This is a genomic window from Chryseobacterium culicis (genome assembly GCF_002979755.1).
Taxonomy (GTDB): domain Bacteria; phylum Bacteroidota; class Bacteroidia; order Flavobacteriales; family Weeksellaceae; genus Chryseobacterium; species Chryseobacterium culicis_A.
The window spans coordinates 124,918-149,012 of record NZ_PCPP01000001.1 but is presented as its reverse complement, the minus strand read 5'-3'; the positions used below and the strand labels follow the sequence as shown (position 1 = coordinate 149,012).

Here is a 24,095-nt window from a genome sequence, read left to right as displayed (position 1 = left end):
AAACTCCGGCTAAAAATAATCTATGCTCTCTAAAAATTCTAAAACTTGCGCGAATGTAATATGAGTTCTTCGTTTTACTATTTGCCTCGCGCTTCAAACAATAGAATTTTCTTAACGTTCGCATAGTTTATTTTCTTAACGCCTCCATTTCCTATGTCATTCTTTAATTCCCGCCAATTGTTTTGAAATTTTCTCTGGATATTTACAATTCAGCGTTTTTAGAACAGACATTATTCTGTTTTTTAAATTGATTTGTTGCATGACTACTTTTTCTAACTCAGCTTTGAGTTCAGATTCTTCTACTTCTGCAACAATTTTTATGTTTTCAACGTCTTCAACGTTAGATTCTGTATATTCTGAGAAACAGACTTTTCCATTTTCTCTTTTGTAAAACACCCACGGATGTCCTATCCAAAGGACTTTCCATTCTGAAAATGGTGTCTTAAAAATATTTTCCCAATCTTCAATATTACTTATATCACCACAACAGTTAGGCTGTATCCGTATTTTATCTTCTATTTTTAATACAATTCCGCCGTCAAAAGCCATGATGCAAATATCTTCTTCAGATTCATCTGATTCCATGTCTTCCATTTTGGCCTCTACAATCATCTTCAGATTTTCATCATCGAGAGTTTCAATATCCGCCAGGTAAGATCCTTTCTCAATGGTCTCAAAATTGAAATTCAGTTGAGAAACGGCTTCTTCCCATTTGGTAAACCATTCTTCGGGATCGGGATAATCAGAAATTTCCGGCAGTTCGAATTCTTCTTTAGCATATCTCAGTGGACTAATTTCAATGGTATTAATGAGTTTCATAGCATATCGTTTTTTTTAGCCCCGATTGCAACGGCATCCTTTTTCTTAATGGCTTGCAAAAAGCTTTGGCGAAAAAGATACAGTGGAAAGCGGGATTAAGCTCCTAAATATATGGATGGTGTTCGTAGTTATCTGTTTTATTTAAAAGCAGTGCCTGTTACAGCACTACTTTTTGAATCATTTTCACTGCAGATTTTTTGTCTTCCAAAGCATTCAGTACATCGAAAATTTTGTCGGACCAACCTGCAATAAGGTGTACATCATTTTTTCTGACATCAAGCGGCTGCTGACCGTAACCTGCCAGGTCAAAAATATACAGTTTTGCATGAGGAGCAATGGTTTTATATCTGTTCCAACAGTCTTCGAAAGAATTCCTGTTTCCAGTGCTATCCCACAGCTGGATATCGGTGAAAAGCATTACTTTATCCACCTGTTCTTTTCTTTTGATCAGATCTTCGATGACCAGATAACCATTGGTAGAATATCCTACTTCACCTTCTCTCTTGTAGAATGCATCTACATTCCTTAAGATACCGTTTTTCGGCATTGGAACTCTTAACCAGCGGTCACCAAAGATACCTGTCACCACGTTTTTACACTGTGACTGCAAGATCATAGACATCAGCAAACCGATATCATACAGCAATATTTTACTTTTGCTGGAAACCGCTTTCTGCATAGAGCCTGACACATCCGCGGCAATTACTACAGAAGTGTCAAAGCCAAAACCTTTGATGTTTTTTGCACTTACCACCACCGCATTTTCCAAGGCTTCCAATACTGAAGACAGATAAGGAGAATCTATTGTTTTTAATTCTCTATAGGCTGCCAGGAATCGGAACGGAAGTTGCTTTGCGTTGGATACTGCTTTTTCATCTGAAAGATATCTGCAAACTTTATTCATTGCATCAGGTGATACTCCGGCTTCCAGGATATTCCTCAGATTTCTCATGGTTGCCATATAGCCTAATTTATTACTGAAAATCAATTCTTCCCACTTGTTTTTGAAGGCCATTTTTCTTTCTGCATCGTTTGCAAATTTCTTCTGACCCAAAACGGAAAGTTCTACTTCCCAAGTGTAAGGGGTTTCCAGTGTATTATTGGCAATTTTGTTGAAAACAGACTGCTGATTTTCATCTTTAGCTTTCGGGTGAACCAGGAAGAGCGCATCTTTCAGGGTTACCTCTGCTTTTCTGTTGTATTTGGCAAACTGATATTCATCAAATTTATTGAATGATTTTACCAAACCTTTCTGAATCTGCTTTGACAGTTTGTTCAGCTTTTTGGTATCTGTTCTTTTATTTGCAAGCTGGTAATACGCCAGCAATTCTGTAATTTCATCCGCTCTCTGTACCACTCCATCTACTGTTTTGCTTACAAGGTCTGTACCGGAAGTCTGTTTTGCCAATTCGGTCGTCAAAACCAAAGGAATGGATCTTAAGTACATATCTTTTCTGGCATACACGGCAAGTTTTGCAACAAACTCAGGGTCATTTTTTTTGATCAGAGACTGTATTCTTTTCAATCTGTCATTTCCCTTTTCATAGTTGGCATCAGACAGCCCTGTTGTAACAACAGCACTATACAATTCTTCTGCAGGTGTCATCGCATAAGCTTTTGCACCTGCGTAGTTCTGTACTACTTTATTTTCTTTTCTTAAAAAATTAAATTTCATGGTTACTGTTTTTTTGTTAAACATTGGAAAGATTGATACTTCCTCCCTGATTTCTGATGCAAAGTAAAAACAGCATTGCGCAATCTATTTGCGTAGAAAAATTTTCTTAGATTTTTTTATTTAAAATGTGATTAAATGATAATGTATGCTGGATATTTTGTGCTTAAATAACTCTTGCTGATCTTTCAGATTACACAGATTTCTAAGTTTCGGCTAAAGCCATATGAATAGAGCTTTCTTATAAGGCGGGCTAAAGCCCACGTCTATTGAATAGTAGGCATGTAGAAATTATTTCAGCCACGAATCTGCTAAGAAAGTCTATTAGATAGGTTTCGGCTAAAGCCGGATGAAAGTGGTTATATTTGAAAGAGTGGGCTAAAGCCCACCCCTATTGAAAAAAGTTAAAACTGATATTGATATTTAATGACAACCTAATTCCTAATTCCTAATTCCTAATTCCTAATTCCTAATTCCTAATTCCTAATTATAAAATCCTTCTATCATTCATTTCCATTTAAGAAATCGTTTATAGTGAGTTTTCCGGAAAGGGTTTTCTAGCTTTGTCATTATTAAAATTAAGCTATGATTAAAGGAATATATGAGACTCATGTTCAGGTGAGCAATCTGGAAAATGCTATAGGGTTTTATACAGAAGTATTAGGGTTAACACTGGCTCACAGGGATGAAACCAGACCTATTGCTTTTTTATGGGTTGGCGAAGGGAAAGAGTTTATGTTAGGACTATGGGAACAGAAGGAGAATCTTCAGACCAGGCATTTTGCTTTTTCCAGCAGTAAGGAAGATATTTTAAATTATTCAGTGGAATTCCTGGAAAATAAGAATTTAAAGCCTTACAATTTTTTGAAAAACGGCAGTATTGAACCTATGGTATTTGCATGGATGCCTGCACTGGCCATTTATTTTAATGATCCTGATGGAAACCAGCTTGAGTTTATTTCTATTCTTGAAGGGGAAAGCAGACCGGAATTGGGTGTGCTGAGCTATGAGGAGTGGATGAAACAGGCCGAAAACTTATAGAAGTAGAAGTACATTCGTTGAATGTAAATACAATGCAGAGGCGCAATAAAAATATGAGCTTACCGTAAAGCTCGTCTCAAAAAATTAAATTTTTTGCGCCTGTGCGATTGTCAACAAAATAATGAAACGAGCATCAGCAGTTTTTAAATATTTACCAGTTTTTTTACTGCCAATACATGTTTACAGGGTCCTCTTTCACCCTGATATTTACTGAACCATTCGCAGGTACAACGTTCTTTTTCTTCGTCAATGATTACCGTATGATGCACTCCTGTTCCTTCTACTCTGGCTTCTGTTCTTTCTTTACTATTATTTAAAATTTCTACTTTTCCGGATTCTATAAGCTTTTCAGCGTTTTTTATGCGGGGATTGAGCCCGATAATGCGACTTAATTTAAAAGGAAGCCTGCGGTAGAAAAATTCTTTTTCATCAAGATCGTAGCCGAGTAATCCCATTGCAGCAAGCCGCCGTGTAATGTTTTCAGCTTTGATAAAACTAATATTTTCTTCCAAAGCAAGTTTCTCCGGATTGAAAGATTGATTGGCATAAGCATATTTATCCAGAACATCAATCCATTCATCAGAAACATCAGAAATCAGACTTTCCAGAATAGCTCCTTCTCCTGAAAAACCTCTCCAGCTTTCTCTTGACAAAGAAAAACTGAATTTTATATTCCCCATATAGAGCTGCCATGTTGTAGACTGCCTATTGGTATGGGAAAAAACCTTCATACAATCAATATAAGGAAGAAGAGGTTCTAAAAGGCGAAGCCTGTTAAGCCCTCCAATACAAACAGAATCTGCCGATTTTACCGGAGAAAAAATGGGTTTATTTCCTCTCACAATCAAATAATAATCTGACTTCACGATCCCTTTCGGCATTCCGCGAAACAGTTGCTGAGTTTGGATTTTATTAAAAGTATGACGTTCCTCAGATTCTGATAAATAGACCTGAACAGTTCCCAGTCCTTTAATCCATTTTGTAGGCAAAGGCACTTTTCTTTCTATTATTTTATTTTCCTCTTTATATAGACCGACTTCTTTCTGCCCTACAGAAAGCATAATCTTTTCATTCGGACGGATACTTCCCAAAGCAGTTATCATAGGCTGATTAAAATCCACATTCGTCGTTCCGTTTTCCAGAAACTCACCATCCAATCCATCAGGCAGTACATCTACTCTTGCATACACTCCTGCACAGTGTGAAAAACCTTCAAACCTTAATCTTTCATTTCCTGCCGTCACGATAGGATCTTTAAGAAGTCCAATCTGAAACGGAGAAAGGTTAAAGCTGGATTTTACAATATTGGAAAGCGTGATAAGACATCGAGCTAAAATAAAGGGCTGCTCCACATTTCCCCAGAAAAAACAGGGAGCATCTGTATTTTTATGAATTTCACTGTATTTGGCGAGAAACAACTCTTCAAGAGCAGCTCTTCTGACTAAAGAGGATGCTCCTGAATAGTTATAAATAAGCGTATCTTCCATAATCTATTTTTTCAGAAGAAGATTGCAGATTTTTTTCAGACTCGAGTTTTCTTTCCAGCTGTTTATTTTTTCTATAACTTCTTTATGGACTGATGATTGGTTCAAAGCCAATACTTCATGATAAATTTCAAGAATTCTTTTCAGATTGGTAACCGGTTCTTCCATTTGAAGCAAAATATTGGAAATCAATTCCTCAAGGGCAACATTATGATTCTTACTTACATTCAGCATGTGATGCTGCATAAGATCTGTTAATCTTTTAACCGGAGCCCACTCCAGCTTTTCGTGTAAACCAATCACTCTTCCCAGCCATGCATTATCCATCATCTGGCAAGAAACATGTTCAAGCCAAATTTCAGCAGCTGTTCCACGGATGGTTTTATCACTGTCCAGAAAAATAGTACCTAGAAACAGATAGCCAATTTCATCCAAAGGCTTTTTGATCTGATACAGTGTATTCGCAGTATTCAAAACAAGGCTTCTTTCATACACCTCTGCAATTCCGGAATAGAAAAGGCAGTATTTGATTACTTTCGCCAGAGCGTTTGCAGGGGTATTGGGAAAGCAAAGCATGAGTGCAGGAATTTCATTAAGCTCTTTCTGTTCAGCAACAAAATATTCCATGAATAAAGGTTCTTTTCTTTTTTCAAGATGATATTTTGGAATGACAATATTCAGCTCCACAGGATAGTATGAGTTTTTCTTACTGTCAATCGTTTTCCATTGGTAAGCTCCTGAAAAGAATTCTGCAGGAATATTATCATATCCGAAACTTTTGAATTCCTCAAAAACAGTCTCTGGTGAACGGGTAATCCCAGCTGTCATCCACCATGAAGGATGTATAAACTTACCTTCAGGATTGGCATTTTTACCAAAGAAGAAAAGCAGCAACTCTTTATATTCACCTTTTAATCTTTTCTCAACTTCCGCAATAGCTTTTGAAGTATCATCTAAAGCACAACGCTGCAGTGCCAGCTGAATATCCAGATGATGAGGCTCTGTATTACTATTCTGATAAAGCTCCAGCCTCTCTACCAAAGTGACGGGAGAAATCCAGCATGGAGCATGGGTAATGGGAAATAGCAAAGGAATTTTATCTCCGGATTTTATTTTTTCAACCGCATAGATAGCAATTTCCTTAAACGCCTGTCTTGCAGGACAATCTGCCCCAACTTCTTCTATTGGACCCAATTTTTTCTGATAATTGGAATAAGACTCTCTTGTGGATTCTTCTTCCTGGGTTTTCTGGTATATTTTTTCCAGATTCTTTAGCTGAATCGGATATTCTTCCTTTAAAGCCAGCCCATAATTAATAATCGCATTGCATAACAAAACATTGAGATAAGGGACTTCCCATTTCGCAATGGTTTTACAGGCTTTCAAAAATACGGGTTCTATCAGTTTTACTGATTCAGCATCCACATCTCCGGCAAATTTGATAAACCCTGTCAAAGCAATATCACAATGATAGCTATACGGATCATCCATTGCCAAAGGAAGATAGAACATCAGATCTTCAAAATTCTGAAGGACCTGTACTGCATTTTCATCTGCTGCCAGCTGTAGTTTTTCTGAAGCTATCGCCTCAAGTTCCGGCTGTTTCTCTTCAATATATTTTACCAAAAGAGGACGCACATTGGTCAGTATATTATCTGAATAATGAGAAAGCGCCTCAATCATATTTTCTGAAGCCGGAATATATTTAAGGATAATCTTTGCTGCTTTTGACTGTATCCCGTCATCTTTACTGACAAATGCCGTACTTAAAGCCATTCCAAGCATATCAGGATCCATTTTCTTTCTCTGAAATATTTTTTCAGTAAGCCCCAGACTGGAAACCACTACTGTTTTTACCTCTGAACTCAGCAGGTTCGGGAGATAATGTGAAAATTCCTCATTTTTAAATTCAGGAGTTCCCACTATTTTTTTCAAATGTGACAGAATCGTATTCACTGCTTTTGACTGTGAGGAAGCCAGCCCTGCAAGCAATTCATCCTGCAAATCGGACAGTTCCTCTTCAGTAGGCTTTAAAGAGGTAAATGTATCCATAAACCAGCCTGTGACATTTTTATTAAAGTTTCTGTTGGAAGCCAAAAGACATTCTTTCAAGAATCTTTTTCTTTCAATCTTCTTCTCATTAATCAATTTTTGGACGATCGGAAACCATTCTTTACGGAAGGGTAAAGATTTGGAAGGATATTCACACAAATACCAAAAATGAGTACTGAGGGTTTCAGGATGATGGTCAAGATCAGCCGGATAATTACTTAGGTGATGTCCCAGCAGTTCCGGTTTGGGCTGTACATAGCCTTTCTCTGTCCATCCTAAAATATCTTTATAATTGAATGCTGTAAATTCAGCTTCTACCGATTCGTTGATAAAGTCTGAAAACCATTCCGGGCATCCCCATTCCAGTATCTGTTCGGTTTGTTCTGCATTACGGAAAAGACTCCAGTAGTTTTTACCAAAGTTCTTTTTGTCCATGCAGACAAAAGATGCGATATCTATAATGGAATGTTGGTTTACAGATCCTGCCGTATGGTAGGAGTTTTTAGTCATTATAATTTTACTGATCTCACGGTCCATTTTCTTTATAGACGGTATCAGTGTTTTCCTTTCTTCAATACTAAGCTCTTTTAGAAAGGGGATAATCTCATGTATTTTTTCCTCATTAAGGATCTCATAAAGTCTTTCTTTCATGTGCTTTAATTTGATGTATAAATTTGTTTCAGGTTATTCATTTTTTCCATTCTTCGGGTAGTCTGATAAGAACTATTTCCTGTCCATACCCATTTTGCTGTAACAGTTTATGATAAAGCCCGAGGAGCTTTTTGGCATTAAAAACCGTTTTCGTAACCGCTGAAAGAATGGGAATCAGCAGCTTTCCAAAAGCAATATTACAACTGTTAATCAGACTGGTAAGTTTTGAAAAACCATGGGTAACCCCATTTACTTGATTTCGTTCAAAACTTAACTTTTTACCAATTATTATTCCCAACTTCATTTCTTTTAAATCATTCAAAACTGCCTTGTTGAATATGGCTTCAAAAGCCGTACCACAGAGTGTTTCATATTTATTAAACAGTCCGGAAAACAGGAATAAATATATCCTCTTCCGGGAAGGTAAATCCAGATTCATCCCAACATTTTGAAACACTGCATTATACCCAATATTAAACTGATATACAGTACTTAATGAAATCTCATTATTTTTTACTGTAAAAACAGAGCCTGAAAAAACAGGATGCTCCATATAGAATTCTGATCATGGCATGATGATAAACACCACCATAAGAATTGAATCAGTTATTTAAAAAATAGTATTTTAAGGAAGGTCAATTTTAACAAAATAAGTCAGTATCTCATCGTATCCTGAATTTTATTCTTTATTTCACAGTTTAAATATATTACCTCAAAAACCTCATCAATAAACATAAGTTCATTCTTGTCGGCTAAAATAAAAAAAAATGACTGACAGACAGTAAATTATCCCATTAAAGTGAATTTTTTAACAAAATATTAAGTTAATAAAACAACTGTCAGCATAGCTTTTAGCTCTTTCTAAATAATTCTCTGTTTAAAGATATATTGTTAAAAAAGTAGGTAAAAGCCCTCTACTTTGACATTTACACATTATTTGGTGTCTTAATTTTAGAATTTGTAATGCCTTAGCATAAAATTATTTTATCATACAGATACGTTAATTTTTTTTAAAATAATAAAAACAGGGCTGTAATTCACTAAATTTTATATAGTTACAAAATAAAAAACTGCCTCATTATTTGAGACAGTCTTCATTTTCAAACTGAGCTGTTGTTACTTCGCTGCCATTTAATAATTCTTCAGGCACCAATGCAGAATTTTTGCAATGTTTTTGGCATCATCGACTCCTCTGTGGTGTGTACCTTCTAAAGTCATACCCAATTCACCCAAAGCACGGTTCATTCCTACACTTTTCCTGATAGTAGGATGAATTTCTCCAAATAATGTCTTCACATTGATGTGGTCATCACTCATTGGATAATCGGTGTAGAATCTCCTTGCCTGGTTCTGAAGCATATTCAGATCATAATTTCCATAACTTGCCCATGTCAGTTCTTCAGAATCATATTCTGCTCTCAGAATATCGAATGCATCATCCAGCATGATTCCTTCATGATCCAGCATATTTTGGGTAAGAGTGGTAAGCTCCGTACAGAACGGACTTACTTTTGAATGTTGAGGCTTTATTAAAATCCCTTCATTTTTAGAGATCTTCCCGGTTTTTGCATTCATGATGCATACACCAATCTCAATGATCTCGCTTTCCTGGCCTCTTGGCGGTCGGTTTTCCCAACATGTTGCTTCGAGGTCTACTATTAATATATTTTCTGTTGTTTTCACGTGTTTAAAATTTAATTGTTAAAGGATAGAAGATGGATACTGGAAGAGGAATTTTTTTTATAATAACTAAATTTCCTTCCAGCTTCAGTCCTCCAACTTCCTTACTATTTACAGAATCTTAGTTAAAATTCTGGCTGTATTATAAGCATCGTCTGCTCCGCTGTGGTGGGTGCCTTCAAAGTCCATGTTCAAATAATCCAGGGCTCTTTTAAGTCCTATTTGTTTGTGTAATCCGAAATGTCTTTTAAATTCATACATCACATTCATATAGTTTTCTGAAAAAGGATTCTTTATACCGAGCCAGTCACATTGTTCTATGATCTGTTCTCCATCGAAGTTCCCATATCCAGCCCAGGTAAGTGGTGCGGAATGGTATTCATCCTTGATTTTTTCACAGGCTTCTTCGAAATAGATTCCTTTTTCTTCTATCAGTTGCGGAGTAATTCCTGTCAGTTTTGTGCAGAATCTGTTGATTTCTGATCTTTCAGGAATTACATAAATGCTTTGTTTTTGGGAAATTGCTTTTGATGTTAAATTGAATTTGCAAATTCCTATTTCTATAATATCGACTTTCTGTCCGCTGGGAATTCTGTCGTTTTCCCAACATGTCGCTTCCAGATCGATGATTATAATCTCATTGGTTGTTTTCATTGTTATTGTAAAATGTACTTTGTAAAAAGTAAAATGTATGATAAAGGCAGTTGAATACTAAATAAATATCTTTTTCTTATATCAAGTCACTACTTTTTACCAGCAATTAATTTCTGGGAGCAAATGGAGGCGTCCATTTTTTCCTTTTCATCAATTCTTTGACTTCCTCGTAGGAAACGGGATAAAAATTGTGGCAGTCTACCCCAACATCAAAACTCAAAGCCATCTCATCATCCGGTAATGTTCCGTGTGAATGGCCGTATAATTGCCAGACACCGCGGTGCGAGCCATTCCAGGTACGCATGGCATAATGGAAAAGAATGATTTTTTGTTTTCCGTTGCTGTTATCTGCTTCATCAATTTTAAGTTCGTGATAATCTCTGATGGAAGCAAAACGCTTGGGATAGGTTAAAGCTGCCCCTTCGTGATTGCCTTTGATCAGATGGATATTACCATTTAACCTGTCTAAAATATCTTTGGTAAAATCAGGTTTTCCTAGACTCATATCTCCTAAATGGTAGACGGTATCACCGGGTTCTATTTTCTCATTCCATCTTTTAATGAGTTCTTCATTCATATGATCCAGTGACTCAAAGGGTCTCTCTGAAAATTTTATAATATTTTCATGACCAAAATGATGGTCTGCTGTAAAAAATATATTGGGTTTCATTTTTTTTAATTGTTTGTTTTTAATTAATTTTTACGAAATGCTTTATAAAAAGCAGTTTCAATTTCTTCCTGATCGCTTTCTGTGTATCTTCTTGAAAAGTGAATCGGAATGGCTTCTTTCACCTCGCATTCATTCATGATATTCCCTGATGCGGAAGCAAAGCTGTGATGATTGATCCCTGCAAATTCCTGGTCAGAATCCTTATAAAATGTTTCAATATACACCAGATCTGCTGCTCCAAACACGGCTTTTATTTTCTCATAATTGCTTTTGTCTACTGCATGATCCATGATCACACCAAGCTTATAGCCTTTATTACGGGTTAACAAATGAAAAAGATCGGCTGCTTTATAAACAGTTCCTTCAATTTCAATTTCTTTGTCTCCGTTATTATTTTCAAAAGCGGTCTTAAGCTCGCTGATCCATTTTCCTTTTTTAAATCCGGAACCAGTTTCATTGAAGCTGACAGTATCTTTTTCTTTAAACAAATAAGCAATAGAATCTATTTTGTGATCAAGAATGGTAAAATCAACGTTGACATATTCGTCTTCAAAAAGGAAATTTTGGGTATTGATTAATTCCAGATTCCAATGTGGCGGACGAAGAGTGTAGATATTAATTTCGTCTTTTGAAACAATCTCACGGATTTCATAGGCAATTGCGTTTTCATCAATCAGATTCCAGGTGTAAGATTTCAATCTTGCTTCAACTTGTTGATGAATATTTTTCGGTCCACAAATCACAACCTTTTCTCCGCTTCCGATCTGATGTCTGAAAATTCCATCGAAATTTGAAAAGTGATCTATATGCGTATGACTGATGAATATTGCGGATATGGACTGAACTTCCTTCACAGTCAATAAACTTGCTTCTCCGCAATCACACAAATAGTGCTTTCCGGAATTAGGAATTTTGATTAATATACTGATGTCTTCTTTTAAAAGACTTTTTATTTCTGCTTGTAACATAGCTTTTTCTTTTTTGAACCATAAATCTCTATAACATTTATCCTTTTGAATGAATCCTACATATATTTTCACTTTTAACGATTGAGATTCCTGACGGAATAACAAACTTGCTGCATAATGAAAATCAGGTTTCTAAGACTTATGTTGTCTCTATGGTATGGTTTATACATAAAAAAGTTTCGGTAAAATTTACCGAAACTACACTTTAAGAGTCATCAACTCTTCTTTTATAAAATCAATGACTAAAGAATTCAACTTTTTATTGATCCTTTTCTGCTCTTCTTTTTCAATAGCTGTAAAAGCCGCCGGGAAGTCTTTCTGGAAATCTTCTAAAATATCCTGTGAAAAAAGACCAATCACTTTACCTATCATTTTAGGTTCGAATTCGCCGATTTTGCTTACCACATTATTTAATCTGTTGGCTGTAGCATATTTTTGTATTTCTTCCCAGATTTCCTGAGCTTTTTCACTGAAGTGGACCTGTTTCTGAACAGTTTTTCCCTCTTTTTTAACCATTTTAGATTTCTCGATCCATTTTTCATTCTTATTTTTCAGAATGATCCTTGCCCCGTTTCCAAAATATTTGGTTTTCAAAGTTTTTACGATAGTACCTTCACACATATTGTTCTCCAATTCAGGCAGTCCCAGCCAAGCCGGAATTTTTGAATTGAAAACATTGGGGTATCTCAAAGCGTCTTCAAGAGTCCCTTGAAACAAGATTTTAGCATAGAAAAAACCGGTCTCCTCAAAAATCTGATTGACCACTTCCGTATCTAAATAGGTAATTCCATTCAGTTTAATATCAAAAGCGTAAAATTCGTTGTAAGGTGCATACTCAATACCTTTCTGTACCTTTACCGCATCTTTTACAGGCTCCACTTCTTTATGTTTGTAACCGCCACCGAACAATTCACCGTAGATCACTACAGTTTCAACATCCGGGTAGATGGCTTTCACTTTTTGAAACACTTCTGTTACATTTTTTCTGTAGCGTTCCAATATCTGATATGCATTGAAAAACTTCTCATCTTTTTCGATGAAAGCAGTTCTCTTCGCGATTTTAATTTCCTTTCCGTCGGTAAAGAAAGAGAAATTAGCTCCGTGAACTTTTTCTTGTACAATGAAAACCTCATCCCCAAAACCCTGTATCCTGATCTGTTCGATCACGCGGGCCTGGTAAGCATTTTCTATAGAGTTATATGTTTTGAAAATCATTTTGTTTTAGTTTTTAATCGTTCTTAAAGTTTTTTAAAAGGCTAAGAATATTTTCCTTTCCTACCGGATTCATGGAGTGACAGTAAAACTTTGGAAGATCCAAATAGTTGTCCATACAATATTCTATCAGCCATTTGGCACAGTCATATCCTGTCTTTTCGACATATTCCTGAGAATGCTGATCCAAATAATGTTCATCTGCCAGATCATGGTCAAAAGAAATCATTTCCGGAAGTCCTTTTTCCAGGATTCTGTTGACAAACTGCTCGTAATTCCGAACAATATGCCACTCATTTCTGAGGAAAATATCTTGTTTGGTATAATGATACGCCTCAATCGGGTATCTTATATCATCCAGAAATAGTAATCTTTTTGTTTTTTCCATGATTTAATTTATATAATTTTTAAGCTTCCCGCTTTATTACACCATCATATCAGCACAATTGGAACTTGCGAAGGCAAAAGGTTTTGCTTTAAACACATATCCCATTCCCAGAATATATCCCATTGCATCTTTCAATGCTACGTTGGATTTAAAATCGGGATCGGTATTAATGTCTGCGTGTACCTCCATTTCCACACCATAAGTATCCAACACAGAGCAGATAGCATATGCAATTTCTACGGATTTGTTAACCTCATTAAGCATTCGCTCCTTGATACTGATACTCTGTATTTCTCTTTCTTTTCTGATAAAGGTAAACGCTCCTTTTCCCTCACGAATAAATACTACTGCCGTAGCATAATTGATGGCATCTCCGTATACATGAGAGTCTGATCCCACACATACTTTCAGACGGTGTCCGTTTGCCTGTTCGCGGATGATGGCTTCTTCTACCAGCTGTGTGATAGAGTTTTGGAAAAATTTCCCGTTCATATTCTGCCATGTTTGTTGTTGCGTTTCCATTTTTTCTACATGTTTTAATTCATAAATGATTGTTGATAATTGATAAATGATCACTAGCTGTCATAATTTCTAACGTCTAGTTTCTTATTTCTATTTTTTGCACTCCGAATCGGACTCGAACCAATACCATCAGTTTTGGAGACTGAGATGCTGCCATTACACTATCAGAGTAAGTATTGTTAATTCATTAGGACTCGAACCTAAACTCCAAGAATCAAAATCTTGTGTGCTGCCTATTACACTATGAATCAGGACTTAAATTAATGAGTAATAAGTAATTGGTAATGAGTAATGCCAGAAACGAGTCAGGTATCAATGATTACTCATTGCTCATTACTTATCATTCATGTTTTTGTGGAACAGACAGGAATTGAACCTGTACCTTTAGTTTTTCAAACTAACGTGCAGACCTTCTACACTACTCTTCCGATTATATTATAATTGATCAATGATGATTGATGAAGTGCGTAGCAATAATTGATCATTGATGTCTTATCATTTATATTTTTTGGTACGGAAAGAGGGATTCGAACCCCCAAAAGCTTGATCCTAAATCAAGAGTGTCTGCCATTCCACCATTCCCGCAGATTTTTTTATGAGTAATGAGTAATTGGTAATAAGTAATATTTTCTATTTTCTATTTTCATTATTACTCATTGCTCATTGCTTATTACTCATATTATGTATAGGTTTGAGAAAGCTCTGTCTGTTGATAAACTATGCCTGTTAGTGTTTGTAAAGATCTTCTGTGCTTGACAAACCTTTCTCATTTCCTAATGTATTTTGTTTTAAAAAAGTAAAAGGCTGTCCATTTTTATTGACTAAAGATCTTCTGCTCTTGACAGTCCTTTTCTCTTTTCTTCATTTTTTGTGTGAATGGCAACTGGCCAATTTTTTTAAAATCTGAACTTTCATGGTATTAAATCAATTCAATATTGACCAGTTATTCACATCCAGTACTCTATAAGGGAATCGAACCCTTATTTTCTGCTCGAAAGGCAGGCGTCCTCACCGTTAGACGAATAGAGCATTAATAACCCACTGACCAGGAATCGAACCTAAACAACAAGAGTACATTTCCTGTATGCTGCCATTACATTATCAGTGGTTGGGTGGAAGTAGTAGGATTCGAACCTACTCAGCAATGAAGCAACAGATTTACAGTCTGCCCCGACTCTCCAACTTCGGCGTACTTCCGGATTTTTATGAGCAATAAGTAATTCCTCATTTTTCCTTTGAAAAAAGAAAAGGCTTGTCTTTATTGAATGTTTAACTAAAGATCTTCTGCGCTCGACAGCCTTTTTCTTTTATTAATAAAGGATATTTCATAAGAGTGATTGTATTCCCGGGCATTCCCGTTTCTACAATTTGATCTCTTTTCTTGAGATGGTTATGGGATTCAAACCCACTCAGTTTACACAACGGTTTTGCAGACCGCCCCGACTCTTCCCCTTCGGCGAACCATCAGATTAAAAAATAAAGTCTGTCTTAATTTGTTTGATATAAGAACTTCTGCGCTCGACAAACTTTATTTTTACCTAAAAATTTATAAATGATATTTTTTAATTTCTAATTCATCCGGAGAGAAGAAAAGCCTGTCTGTATTTTTTGTGTTTGGCGTAAAGATCTTCTGCTCTCGACAAACTTTTACTTTTTCTCCTGAAATAATTAACAATTAGTTACCTGCGATTTTGGAAAGACTCGAACTTTCAACTTCCGGTTTAACAGACCGGTGCTCTGCCATTGAGCTACAAAATCATTGTAATTCCGGAAGGACTCGAACCTTCAACCTTCGGTGTATCAGACCGACACTCTAACCACTTGAGCTACGAAATCATTTGTATTCCATAAGGGGATCGAACCCTTGTCGTTCGGTAGAAAGCCGAATGCACTTACCACTATGCTAATGGAACAAATTGTCTGGAAAGCAAGATTCGAACTTGCGACCTCCCGCGTCCAAGGCGGGTAAACAACCACCGTTATCTTTCCAGTTTTGCAGATTCACTTTAAAATCCTTTTCCGAGAGACAGTCGGAACCGAAATTTTTTATGAATCTTTGCGGTCTATGCGAGAATCGAACTCGCAGTGCCCAAGAGACAGTCGGGCAGGTTAGCCATTACCTCAATAGACCTTTTTTTGTGATTCCGAGAGGATTTGAACCTCTAACCCTGGGTTTAGAAAACCCATGCTCTATCCAGTTGAGCTACGGAACCGTTTTTTGTAATCTCAGAAGGACTCGAACCTTCAACCTTCGGTGTCGTAAACCGACGCTCTATCCAATTGAGCTATGAGATTTTATATTGGGGTATCTCCGGGGATCGAACCCTGTTCTCCGGTTCCACAGACCGACGCTTTACCAAATAAGCTAAAGAAACCATAAAAAAAGCGCCTCTTTTCGGGAGGCGCTTCATATATTTTAACGTAAGAGATCATTAGCTGACCCACGTATATAAGCACCTTTTATCCACAATTCCACGATCAAGAATACACGCAACACCTGTCGGTTCCTGTCCGAATAGTCTTGAATATTGATTGAATATGCTGTGTAACTGTTTCATTTTATTTTTGTTTGTTTCTAAATTATTTTTAACTGAATCCTGAAAACCTGTTGCTTTCAATTTTCGGTTGCAAAGTAAATATGAATTTTTGGAATCCGCAAATAAATTTTCAAATTAAATTATTGATAATCAATTAATTACGTCTTATTTTTAGAATAGAGAATTTCTGTCCGCAATATTTTGCGGATATCTTAATTACCTAAATGACTGTCTCTCACCGGGTTGCTTATCACTCTATTTTATCGTATTAAAGTTTCATTGTTTATTAAAAAATTTTCATGTTTATGGTTATTTTTTTTCATTCTAAATAATTTCTGACCTAAAAAACAAAAAACGCCTCGATTTTTCGAGGCGTTTCTGTTGTATTTTGTTTAATTTTTTACAAGTTTATAGTAAATAATTTCCAAAGTCAGCACATTTCGCCTCATTCCATATCACCTCATCACGTCCAAATAATCCTTTATTAGAAGGACTTTCGAATAGTTCTGCATTGATATGTGCTCTTTGTATTGTCATAATTTTCTGGTGCAAAGATAAATCTTTTTTGATATTATTTTATAGTTTTCACAAGTTTGGGAAGATTTTGAAGACGCAAAAACGCAAAATGACATCAAAAAATTGTGCTTTAAGGCGCGAGGATTTTATCTCCGATAAAACTTTGCGTCTTTGCGATTTTCCAACAAAATTGCTATGCTATCTTAAACGCAAAGTTTTTATTCCTTTAAACAATTATTTTAAGGGAGCTAAGAGAAATCAATTAACATTGATTAGATGAAGCGGATGTTCTATTTTCAGTTTTTTAATTTCTGAACATTTTATTTCTTCCTGTTTTGAATCTTGAGATATCTTTCAAAATCACCTCATCGTTAGGATTAAAAAACTTCAGTTCATTTACAATTTCGGATCGGGTGCTTACTTTTTCAGCAATGATTTCATAAGCTATATTTCTTGTAACGGTGTGGAGTTTCGGATCTTTCTTGAATTCATATTTCATAACGTCCAGATACGTTATTTTTTTGTGAGCCGGAGCTTTTTCATATAAATTCTGTATCTCAGACTCCAACTTTTTAATATCAAAAATATTGGCGAAGTAATTATTCAAACAGTTGAAGGCATCTTTATCTTCTTCCCATCCTTTCAGTAAAACTTTTTGAGCCTCTTCTGTTTTTTCCATTTTTCTGCGGTATACCAAAGAAGCTTTTACCATCTGACTGTTTTTCACATAATCATCAGCAACCATTTGATAATAGTGATGAGCATTTTTAAGGTCGTTGATTTCTTTATAGAGATCTCCTACTTTTTCTTTCTGCTCCATTTCTTTATAAAGATCAATGGCTTTTTTATGTTGCTTTGCTTTTTCATAACAAACGGCAGCATCGGATTTATTGTTTAGCTTTTTTAGGTATACTACTGCTGCTTCATTGTAGAGTTCACCATTTTCTAATGTTTTTGCTCCTCTGTAGTTATCCTGAAGGAGATTCATATAAACTCTCGCAGCTTTTTTATAATCTTTTTCAGCAATATATTTTTCGGCCAGCTCTTCATATTTGCTCCGGATTCTGTCAAAAAGTGAGTTTTCCAGATAGAAACTACTGCTCCCACTGCCTTTACGTCCTGCTGAATTTCTGTTGTTTTGTTCTTTATCTTTTAAGGAAGTGATCACAATGAGGATAATAAATGCCACAATTAAGAAAATACCCAATGTTCCTGCCACACTCCAGAAACTTTCATGGAATAGCTGGGCAACAATTCCGATAATCTTAAACATCGCCAGCAGCACGAATGCCGCCATAAATTTGTCTATAAATTTCTGTCTATTCATCATCATCGGATTTTAAAATGGTTTTATCTTCTCTGAAAAGACGATAAAGAAGTAACATCACAGCCATCACAAGTATCCATACAAACCAGTTGTATCCGAACATTTTCACCAGTGGATAAAATAGATACACAAGCATAACCACAAGGATTGTTATTAAAATAAATTTAATCCATGCCGGTACATTATCTCCACCAAGATGTAATGATTTATTTTTAAAGAGAAATGAATACAATCCTACTCCGGCAATCATGAGAATAACCATGTACAGAATATCTGAAACCGGAGCCTTTTTCTCTAGCGGAGTACCTTCTGTACCCAAGCCTTTTACTTTCGATTTGTCTATGGAAGCAGAAGAAGGGTCCACGATATCCAATGTCCCGTAAAGTTTCCCAAGTGAATCAGCCATTAAAGCCTTCCTCCTTTTCAGCAGATATTTTACCACATCACCGTTCACAGGTTTTCCTTTGGTATACTGTTTCAGAGAGTCTGAAATTTTGCGTTTCAGCTTTTCAGTTTTTTCTTCAACATGTTTTGTAATTTTCTTAGTGTAAATGGTTTTTAATGAATCTCGGCTTTGTTTTTCTTTATTCACAAGCTTACTGATATCTCTTCCTATTTCACTTACCTCTCTGCCACCTGCTTTTTTATAGTTTTCTTTGTCTTCTTTTGTTTTGGATTCTATAATTCCCGCATGAATAAGTTCTTGGGACAATCCTTTTCTCTCCTGATGATACATTGAATCTATCTTAAGATCAATTTCCGACGTTCCGGACTGAAAAGCAATCATATCAGAAGGTGCCTTTACGGCATTGTTTACAATAGTTCCTGATGAATTATTATGTTCTTCCTGCTCTGAATTTGTTTTATCTGAAGGCAGTGCTATCTTTAAAACAATAGCTACAATAATGAGCGCCCAGAATACTCTACGAAAATTCCTTGTTCCTGCACTTTCTGTTTTCCCACCTGAACCTCCGCCAAATAATCCTTCCAGCCAGGTAAACTTACCAAAGCCGTCTCCTCGAGAAGTTCCCATAACATCCAGAGAAATGCCCAATTCCACAGCTCTTTCAGGATATTTTTCAATATATTGTAAATATTTCTCTATTTCTTTTTTGTTCCCGGCCATTACTTTTTTAAGGTCAAACGGAAGGTTATTCATCCATTCTTCTTCGGTTTGTTTTGGCTGTAATGCTTCCATGACTTTTTCATCATCTATTTCAACCGTATAGCTTTCTATTTTTTGAGGAATTGAAACGCCTTTCAGAGGTTTTCTGATGCTTTCATCTATCTTTCCGGGCTGTTGAATCAGAGCAATCCAGTCAATTTCTTCAGACAGTTTTACCAATCCGAATTCAGGATGCATAATCAGAAAACGGGAATCAAGCTGTGCCCAGTCTTCCGGATTTATTTTGGGATAAAAAGTTGTATTTTCAGGAATGAAAAGCCTGTCGTCCACATTTTGAAAGTAAGCATTTCTGCCTATTTCCTGTGGAGCATGGTCATTAAAAACCAGAAAACAACCATACAGCACATTGGGAGTATCCGCCGGAATAGCATAAGATCTGACCTGGTTCAAATTGATTCCAAGGATTTCCATTTCCTGAAGCCATACCACAGGTGAAGAGCCTCTGATCAAAAGTCCTTTTTTGGGAAAATTATTTTTCGGGAAAGGTTTTATTCTAAGCTCCATAATCCAAAATCTGTTCTATAAACGGTTTTAAAAACCTATCACACATATCATCCATGGTTCTTACCTTCAACAGGGCATGCTCCGGAAGATAATATTCTGAGCCACCAAATTCCGTATAAGTCGCCAATGATAGAAAGCCACCCAATGTGGAGGGAATAAAGAATTCTTCAATGCTTTTATTACTGCTTCTGAAAGTCAGCATTCCCCGTGAATCGGTAATAATTTCACTTCCATCCGGAAATGTAAATTTATTTTTATTCTGCTCTGCGAAAATTTTAATATCATATTTATTTTTGGAAAAATCCAGGGTGTTTTCAGAAGCACTGTATAACTCATTTCCTGAAACAACCAGATTTTGAAAGGTGTTGATTCCGATCTTATTGAAATTATTAACAATTCTCAAACCGCTTCCCTGCAATTTTGCCACTTCGGCTTCTGCTTTTATGGTATTTTTTTCAAATTCTTTTTCTTTTCCGGTAATAGGTTCTATAGAAATGTTCCCATCCATATTGATTTTATAATGGGTAGCATTGTCAGGGTGATGCAAATAAAAATTTCGTCCAAAATAAATCAGTATGTAAAATTCCGGAATATTCATCCCTGTAAGATTCTGCTCAGAATATTCTCCAGTATTAAGATTAAGCTTTGAAATCAGTTTCTGACCAGACTGATACTGGCACAGAATAAACTGCTGCTGTCTGTTTTTTGCAAGAGCAAACTGTCCTTTGGGCTTTATGGAAATGTGATCAAACAGTACTTCACAGCCATGATGTGTTTTATAATAATCATAGGAATGTCTGTCATAATAATTATCGGAAAGATAAGTCTTCAGCAATTGTTTTTTTGAACTCAGAATGAAAAACTCTCCTTCATATAAGAACTTAGCAATCTTATTAACGGGGGTTGGGAATAAGATCGGATAATTTTGCGGAAGATCTGTTTTCTTTCCATTGAAGTTCTGAGCAGATTGTTTCTGCTGTGGCGGATTGGCCCACATCTCCTGCAATGGAAGTTTTATTTTCTGAATATGTTTTCTTGCTCCTTTATGATGTTTATAAAAATTAATTTCACCATCTGAGGCTGTTGTCACCAAAAACTTCAGTTGATCTCTGTTCTGGTATACAACCCGCTGAATTTTCTCATCATCCATATTGTCCTGATGGGTAATAAAGAAAACTTCAATATCTTTTTGTGAATGGTGTTCATTAAAAAATTTTTCCAGAACTTCTGAAACTTCCAGTACAGGACTTACCTGATTGAGGTTTTCCACCACTTCTTCCACTTTGTTAAGTGCAATGGGCAGGTTTGTCTGACCTAGGGCAAAAACTTTACATTCGGAATGGGCTTTCGGATGTTTGATAATGGCTATTGCAGAAGCATAAGCCAAAACTTTTGGAGTTCCCCAGTTTCTGAGGGAAGTATCAATCAGGATAATTCTTTCAAAAATATTTTCTTCAGGGGGAATTTCTCTTTGAATATAAAGGGCTTCATTATTTGCCACACGATTCATGAAAACATCATCTTCATTGGCAAATTCGGTGAGAAGCATTCTGTGAAAATCACCTTTATTGGTCATATCAGAAATTCCTCCGATAGGCTGTTCACCGGGAGAGAGATGGCGCATCGGAATTTTCAGCCCGCTCCATATTCTTTTAATGAGGCTTCCTACCTGGAAGGTCTTGGGTTCATCAATTAATTCTTTGATAAAATCTTTATCCGTATTAGCCGTTGTTTCTTCTTCTACCACTTCATCTTCAAGCTCTGGCTCATCAATCAAACCTTTCATAGCATCAATGATGGATTGTACGGTTGGAAATTTTTCGTTCAGATCCAAAGCACTCAGATCTTTTTTCAAAACTAATGAATCAGCATCTTTTTTTTCTGCGCTTATGGCAAGCTCATGAGGTCTTTTATAGTAGATTTTTAGACTAACCTCTGCCTGAAGGATTGCTACTCTGTTATAACCATTATTAAATAAAGTCAGCAGCAGTACAATTCTATTTTGTTTCTGTTTATAAATTTGGGGAAGGGATTCTATTTTTTCAAGAAATTCAATTTGTTTTTCCGCATTGAACTCAAAATCTTCTCCACTGTAAAAATCTACTGTACGTCTCAACGGACCGGCAAAATCTGTATAACCATCCTGCATGGCGTACAAAACCATAAGCAATGCTCCAAACGGAGGCCATCCCTGCGGCTGAAGTTCTTTCAGAATCTCCATTACATAAGGCCTGTAAGCAATTGCTCCCACTCCGGGGATGGAGAGGAGATTATTTTCATGATAACCGGAGTCACCGGGAACATCTTCATCCGTTTTCCATTCCCAAAAGTAGTTTTCATAGGATTGGAAATAAGTCTTTAATTCCATTCTCTTGATTTTTCGGTAAGACGGAATGAGCTTATGGACAGGGGACGAAAATCAGAATCTTTTATTAAAATACTATTTCCATCTTCATCCCATAACAACCATCCTTCAAGCTCTTTATTATATTTCTGCTGCAACAGCATACTTACATTTTTAAATTCAAAATCCAGACCGGCAGGCAGCAGATGTTTGTCTTTGGTCCAATAAGCTTTTCCGGGAAAGCTTAATAATGGAACGCCTATAAACAGGGCTTTATCTCCCAGTAACGTCCATTGTATTTTTTCCAGTTTAAACTTAGGCAAAGTGACGATAGTTTCTTTAATATCAGCAATGTTGCTGAGCAGAGCAATGACCGTCTGTTCTTCATCACTTTCTTTCAGTTTTATCTGAATCTGTTCCTGAATTCCAAAATAGTTTTGGTTCGAAGGAGGAAGACGAAGCTGTAATGCCTTGTCTATGGGAATCCAAAGCAAAGCTGTTCTCATTTTTTTACTGGGAACTAAAGCATCTTTTCTGAATAAAAGTCCATCACGAAGTTCATATAAAATAAAATCCGGCAATTGTTGTATTTCAGAAGCTACTGCCTGTTCATCCGTAAATCCTTTCAACCAGATTGTTTCATCATCTACAGCAATCTGAACGTTTTTCCAGTCTCGGATTGAGCCCAGAAAATCTTCATCTACCCGGGGAATTTCTGCCCAGAATTCTTTTAAACACTTTGAAGAATCTTCTGCCATAAGCTTTCAATTTCTTGCTGAATATATTGTTTCTGATCCTGATTTCTGATCCACTCACAACGGGTCTGCAGATATCTCAGTTTGTCTTTTATTACGTTTTGTTCTTCAAAACTCAGCATTCCTTCATTCCATTTTTCCACCAGAATCTTCACATCTTTCATGACTTCTTCCGGATTGGGAGTTTTGTTATGCATTGCCTGTGGATGGGAATCCGGATGATCATCTTTCTCGATCGTTCTGTTGATAATTCCTTCCAGAATTTCAATCTGTTCTTCTGTATCCCAGATATGTTTCAACACCCATAAATCAGAAAGTACGGCTTCTGTTCTCCCACAGATCAGGGCACTTGCGGCAATCAGATTCTGAAGTTTTACGGCTCTACGGTCTGAAATAGCAATCCCTGTATTTCTAAGACTCATAATGGTATTCAGATATACTTCATAAATAGGTTTAAGATCTATTGTCCGGCATAGGCTCTGGAGCTGTCTGATTTCATCGGCATGGATTTCCGGAACTTCTGTTTCTTCATCATTCTCCAGTTTTCTTCCGGCTAAAAGTACCTGCTGCAAGAGTTCGGGATTTACATAGTCTACATTAATTCTTACCAGAAAACGGTCAAATAATGCATTCAGTGCTTCATCTTCTGGAAGAACGTTACTTGCCCCTACAAACATCAATGCTGGTAAGTGTTTTGTTTCTTTTCCTCTTTTAAAGATCTTTTCGTTGAGCGCTGTCAGAAGTGAGTTCAAAATTGCAGAATTGGCATTAAAGATCTCATCCAGGAAGACCATTGAAGCTTCGGGCATCATTCCTTCCGTGTGGGTCAGAAGTTCACCTTCTTTCAGTTTTCTGATATCAAAAGGGCCGAAAATCTCGTTTGGTTCTGTAAAACGGGTTAGCAGATATTCAAAATTTTTGCCGTCTTTTACTGTTTTAGCGAGAGTTCTGACAATCGCAGATTTTGCAGTCCCCGGAGGTCCGTATAAAAAGGCATTCTCTCTTGCCAAAAGGCATATTCCCAAAAGATCTACGACATCATTTTTACCTACAAAAGTATCTTTTACGTAGTTAAGGACTGTATTAAGCTGATTTATATTCTGATTCATTGAT

The 24,095-nt window shown here is 36.3% G+C and carries 19 protein-coding genes and 13 tRNA genes; 1 reads left to right on the top strand and 31 read right to left on the bottom strand.

The window, feature by feature from the left end; genetic code table 11:
- Positions 1–156: 156 nt before the first annotated feature.
- Both CQ022_RS00775 and CQ022_RS00770 read right to left on the bottom strand, forming a co-directional pair.
- The gene (locus tag CQ022_RS00775; RefSeq protein WP_105684289.1) at positions 157–819 is read right to left on the bottom strand and encodes a hypothetical protein; all 663 of its coding nucleotides are present in this window, start codon (positions 817–819) and stop codon (positions 157–159) included.
- Positions 820–976: 157 nt separating this feature from the next.
- Positions 977–2,494 carry a TROVE domain-containing protein gene (locus tag CQ022_RS00770; RefSeq protein ID WP_105684406.1) on the bottom strand — a complete coding sequence of 506 codons (1,518 nt, stop codon included), beginning with the start codon at positions 2,492–2,494 and terminating at the stop codon, positions 977–979.
- A 582-nt stretch (positions 2,495–3,076) separates the two neighbouring features.
- Here CQ022_RS00770 and CQ022_RS00765 point away from each other — a divergent pair.
- Complete coding sequence (locus CQ022_RS00765) at positions 3,077–3,532, top strand: VOC family protein (protein ID WP_105684290.1); 456 nt, start codon at positions 3,077–3,079, stop codon at positions 3,530–3,532.
- 143 nt (positions 3,533–3,675) lie between these two features.
- Here the strand turns inward: CQ022_RS00765 and CQ022_RS00760 are convergent, their stop codons facing one another.
- From CQ022_RS00760 to CQ022_RS00625, 29 genes are all read right to left on the bottom strand, one after another.
- A complete protein-coding gene (locus CQ022_RS00760) occupies positions 3,676–5,019 on the bottom strand; it encodes an SWIM zinc finger family protein (protein ID WP_105684291.1) in 1,344 nt (447 codons plus the stop codon).
- Between the two features lie 3 nt (positions 5,020–5,022).
- Positions 5,023–7,719, bottom strand: coding sequence for a DUF6493 family protein (locus CQ022_RS00755; RefSeq protein ID WP_105684292.1), 2,697 nt, complete (start codon positions 7,717–7,719; stop codon positions 5,023–5,025).
- 37 nt (positions 7,720–7,756) lie between these two features.
- Positions 7,757–8,272: a DUF6493 family protein gene (locus CQ022_RS00750; protein ID WP_105684293.1), complete on the bottom strand. Its 516-nt coding sequence runs from the start codon at positions 8,270–8,272 to the stop codon at positions 7,757–7,759.
- A 578-nt stretch (positions 8,273–8,850) separates the two neighbouring features.
- Positions 8,851–9,402 carry a 3'-5' exonuclease gene (locus tag CQ022_RS00745; protein WP_105684294.1) on the bottom strand — a complete coding sequence of 184 codons (552 nt, stop codon included), beginning with the start codon at positions 9,400–9,402 and terminating at the stop codon, positions 8,851–8,853.
- A 108-nt stretch (positions 9,403–9,510) separates the two neighbouring features.
- Positions 9,511–10,053 carry a 3'-5' exonuclease gene (locus CQ022_RS00740; RefSeq protein WP_105684295.1) on the bottom strand — a complete coding sequence of 181 codons (543 nt, stop codon included), beginning with the start codon at positions 10,051–10,053 and terminating at the stop codon, positions 9,511–9,513.
- A 106-nt stretch (positions 10,054–10,159) separates the two neighbouring features.
- Positions 10,160–10,723 carry a metallophosphoesterase family protein gene (locus tag CQ022_RS00735; RefSeq protein ID WP_105684296.1) on the bottom strand — a complete coding sequence of 188 codons (564 nt, stop codon included), beginning with the start codon at positions 10,721–10,723 and terminating at the stop codon, positions 10,160–10,162.
- A gap of 23 nt (positions 10,724–10,746) precedes the next feature.
- Positions 10,747–11,691, bottom strand: coding sequence for a peptidase (locus CQ022_RS00730; protein WP_105684407.1), 945 nt, complete (start codon positions 11,689–11,691; stop codon positions 10,747–10,749).
- Between the two features lie 198 nt (positions 11,692–11,889).
- A complete protein-coding gene (locus tag CQ022_RS00725; protein WP_105684297.1) occupies positions 11,890–12,906 on the bottom strand; it encodes an RNA ligase, Rnl2 family in 1,017 nt (338 codons plus the stop codon).
- 13 nt (positions 12,907–12,919) lie between these two features.
- Entirely contained in the window at positions 12,920–13,291 is a 372-nt protein-coding gene (locus CQ022_RS00720; protein ID WP_105684298.1) for a cyclic-phosphate processing receiver domain-containing protein, read from the bottom strand.
- A 36-nt stretch (positions 13,292–13,327) separates the two neighbouring features.
- Positions 13,328–13,813 carry a ribonuclease H-like YkuK family protein gene (locus tag CQ022_RS00715; protein WP_105684299.1) on the bottom strand — a complete coding sequence of 162 codons (486 nt, stop codon included), beginning with the start codon at positions 13,811–13,813 and terminating at the stop codon, positions 13,328–13,330.
- Between the two features lie 100 nt (positions 13,814–13,913).
- Positions 13,914–13,984: transfer RNA gene (locus CQ022_RS00710), tRNA-Trp, on the bottom strand.
- Positions 13,985–14,168: 184 nt separating this feature from the next.
- Positions 14,169–14,241, bottom strand: a tRNA-Phe gene (locus CQ022_RS00700).
- Positions 14,242–14,322: 81 nt separating this feature from the next.
- Positions 14,323–14,398 (bottom strand) — tRNA-Leu (locus CQ022_RS00695).
- Positions 14,399–14,770: 372 nt separating this feature from the next.
- Positions 14,771–14,842, bottom strand: a tRNA-Glu gene (locus CQ022_RS00690).
- Positions 14,843–14,926: 84 nt separating this feature from the next.
- Positions 14,927–15,010: transfer RNA gene (locus tag CQ022_RS22835), tRNA-Tyr, on the bottom strand.
- Between the two features lie 489 nt (positions 15,011–15,499).
- Positions 15,500–15,571 (bottom strand) — tRNA-Asn (locus CQ022_RS00685).
- Positions 15,572–15,575: 4 nt separating this feature from the next.
- Positions 15,576–15,649, bottom strand: a tRNA-Ile gene (locus CQ022_RS00680).
- A gap of 5 nt (positions 15,650–15,654) precedes the next feature.
- Positions 15,655–15,726: transfer RNA gene (locus CQ022_RS00675), tRNA-Glu, on the bottom strand.
- Between the two features lie 6 nt (positions 15,727–15,732).
- Positions 15,733–15,804: transfer RNA gene (locus CQ022_RS22830), tRNA-Pro, on the bottom strand.
- 68 nt (positions 15,805–15,872) lie between these two features.
- Positions 15,873–15,944 (bottom strand) — tRNA-Asp (locus CQ022_RS22825).
- An 8-nt stretch (positions 15,945–15,952) separates the two neighbouring features.
- A tRNA-Arg gene (locus CQ022_RS00670) sits at positions 15,953–16,026 on the bottom strand.
- 8 nt (positions 16,027–16,034) lie between these two features.
- Positions 16,035–16,108 (bottom strand) — tRNA-Arg (locus CQ022_RS00665).
- 8 nt (positions 16,109–16,116) lie between these two features.
- A tRNA-His gene (locus CQ022_RS00660) sits at positions 16,117–16,189 on the bottom strand.
- A gap of 569 nt (positions 16,190–16,758) precedes the next feature.
- On the bottom strand, positions 16,759–16,887 hold the full coding sequence (locus CQ022_RS00650) for a penicillin-binding protein (protein ID WP_164976820.1): 129 nt from the start codon (positions 16,885–16,887) through the stop codon (positions 16,759–16,761).
- Positions 16,888–17,170: 283 nt separating this feature from the next.
- Positions 17,171–18,193, bottom strand: a complete 1,023-nt coding sequence (locus CQ022_RS00645; RefSeq protein ID WP_105684408.1) for a hypothetical protein — start codon at positions 18,191–18,193, stop codon at positions 17,171–17,173.
- Positions 18,186–19,883 carry a hypothetical protein gene (locus CQ022_RS00640; RefSeq protein ID WP_105684302.1) on the bottom strand — a complete coding sequence of 566 codons (1,698 nt, stop codon included), beginning with the start codon at positions 19,881–19,883 and terminating at the stop codon, positions 18,186–18,188. Before CQ022_RS00640 ends, CQ022_RS00645 begins: the two co-directional genes overlap by 8 nt.
- Complete coding sequence (locus CQ022_RS00635) at positions 19,873–22,251, bottom strand: hypothetical protein (RefSeq protein WP_105684303.1); 2,379 nt, start codon at positions 22,249–22,251, stop codon at positions 19,873–19,875. The genes CQ022_RS00640 and CQ022_RS00635 overlap by 11 nt, the downstream gene beginning before the upstream one ends.
- Positions 22,242–22,985 (bottom strand): hypothetical protein, encoded by a 744-nt coding sequence (locus CQ022_RS00630; RefSeq protein WP_105684304.1) that lies wholly within the window; start codon positions 22,983–22,985, stop codon positions 22,242–22,244. The genes CQ022_RS00635 and CQ022_RS00630 overlap by 10 nt, the downstream gene beginning before the upstream one ends.
- Positions 22,958–24,091: an AAA family ATPase gene (locus tag CQ022_RS00625; RefSeq protein ID WP_105684305.1), complete on the bottom strand. Its 1,134-nt coding sequence runs from the start codon at positions 24,089–24,091 to the stop codon at positions 22,958–22,960. The genes CQ022_RS00630 and CQ022_RS00625 overlap by 28 nt, the downstream gene beginning before the upstream one ends.
- Positions 24,092–24,095 lie beyond the last annotated feature (4 nt).

Excerpts from the sequence above, each read along its gene's own strand:
- CQ022_RS00775 (WP_105684289.1), bottom strand. The coding sequence starts at position 819 with ATGAAACTCATTAATACCATTGAAATTAGTCCACTGAGATATGCTAAA.
- CQ022_RS00770 (WP_105684406.1), bottom strand. The coding sequence starts at position 2,494 with ATGAAATTTAATTTTTTAAGAAAAGAAAATAAAGTAGTACAGAACTAC.
- CQ022_RS00765 (WP_105684290.1), top strand. The coding sequence starts at position 3,077 with ATGATTAAAGGAATATATGAGACTCATGTTCAGGTGAGCAATCTGGAA.
- CQ022_RS00760 (WP_105684291.1), bottom strand. The coding sequence starts at position 5,019 with ATGGAAGATACGCTTATTTATAACTATTCAGGAGCATCCTCTTTAGTC.
- CQ022_RS00755 (WP_105684292.1), bottom strand. The coding sequence starts at position 7,719 with ATGAAAGAAAGACTTTATGAGATCCTTAATGAGGAAAAAATACATGAG.
- CQ022_RS00750 (WP_105684293.1), bottom strand. The coding sequence starts at position 8,272 with ATGGAGCATCCTGTTTTTTCAGGCTCTGTTTTTACAGTAAAAAATAAT.
- CQ022_RS00740 (WP_105684295.1), bottom strand. The coding sequence starts at position 10,053 with ATGAAAACAACCAATGAGATTATAATCATCGATCTGGAAGCGACATGT.
- CQ022_RS00735 (WP_105684296.1), bottom strand. The coding sequence starts at position 10,723 with ATGAAACCCAATATATTTTTTACAGCAGACCATCATTTTGGTCATGAA.
- CQ022_RS00730 (WP_105684407.1), bottom strand. The coding sequence starts at position 11,691 with ATGTTACAAGCAGAAATAAAAAGTCTTTTAAAAGAAGACATCAGTATA.
- CQ022_RS00725 (WP_105684297.1), bottom strand. The coding sequence starts at position 12,906 with ATGATTTTCAAAACATATAACTCTATAGAAAATGCTTACCAGGCCCGC.
- CQ022_RS00720 (WP_105684298.1), bottom strand. The coding sequence starts at position 13,291 with ATGGAAAAAACAAAAAGATTACTATTTCTGGATGATATAAGATACCCG.
- CQ022_RS00715 (WP_105684299.1), bottom strand. The coding sequence starts at position 13,813 with ATGGAAACGCAACAACAAACATGGCAGAATATGAACGGGAAATTTTTC.
- CQ022_RS00650 (WP_164976820.1), bottom strand. The coding sequence starts at position 16,887 with ATGACAATACAAAGAGCACATATCAATGCAGAACTATTCGAAAGTCCT.
- CQ022_RS00645 (WP_105684408.1), bottom strand. The coding sequence starts at position 18,193 with ATGAATAGACAGAAATTTATAGACAAATTTATGGCGGCATTCGTGCTG.
- CQ022_RS00640 (WP_105684302.1), bottom strand. The coding sequence starts at position 19,883 with ATGGAGCTTAGAATAAAACCTTTCCCGAAAAATAATTTTCCCAAAAAA.
- CQ022_RS00635 (WP_105684303.1), bottom strand. The coding sequence starts at position 22,251 with ATGGAATTAAAGACTTATTTCCAATCCTATGAAAACTACTTTTGGGAA.
- CQ022_RS00630 (WP_105684304.1), bottom strand. The coding sequence starts at position 22,985 with ATGGCAGAAGATTCTTCAAAGTGTTTAAAAGAATTCTGGGCAGAAATT.
- CQ022_RS00625 (WP_105684305.1), bottom strand. The coding sequence starts at position 24,091 with ATGAATCAGAATATAAATCAGCTTAATACAGTCCTTAACTACGTAAAA.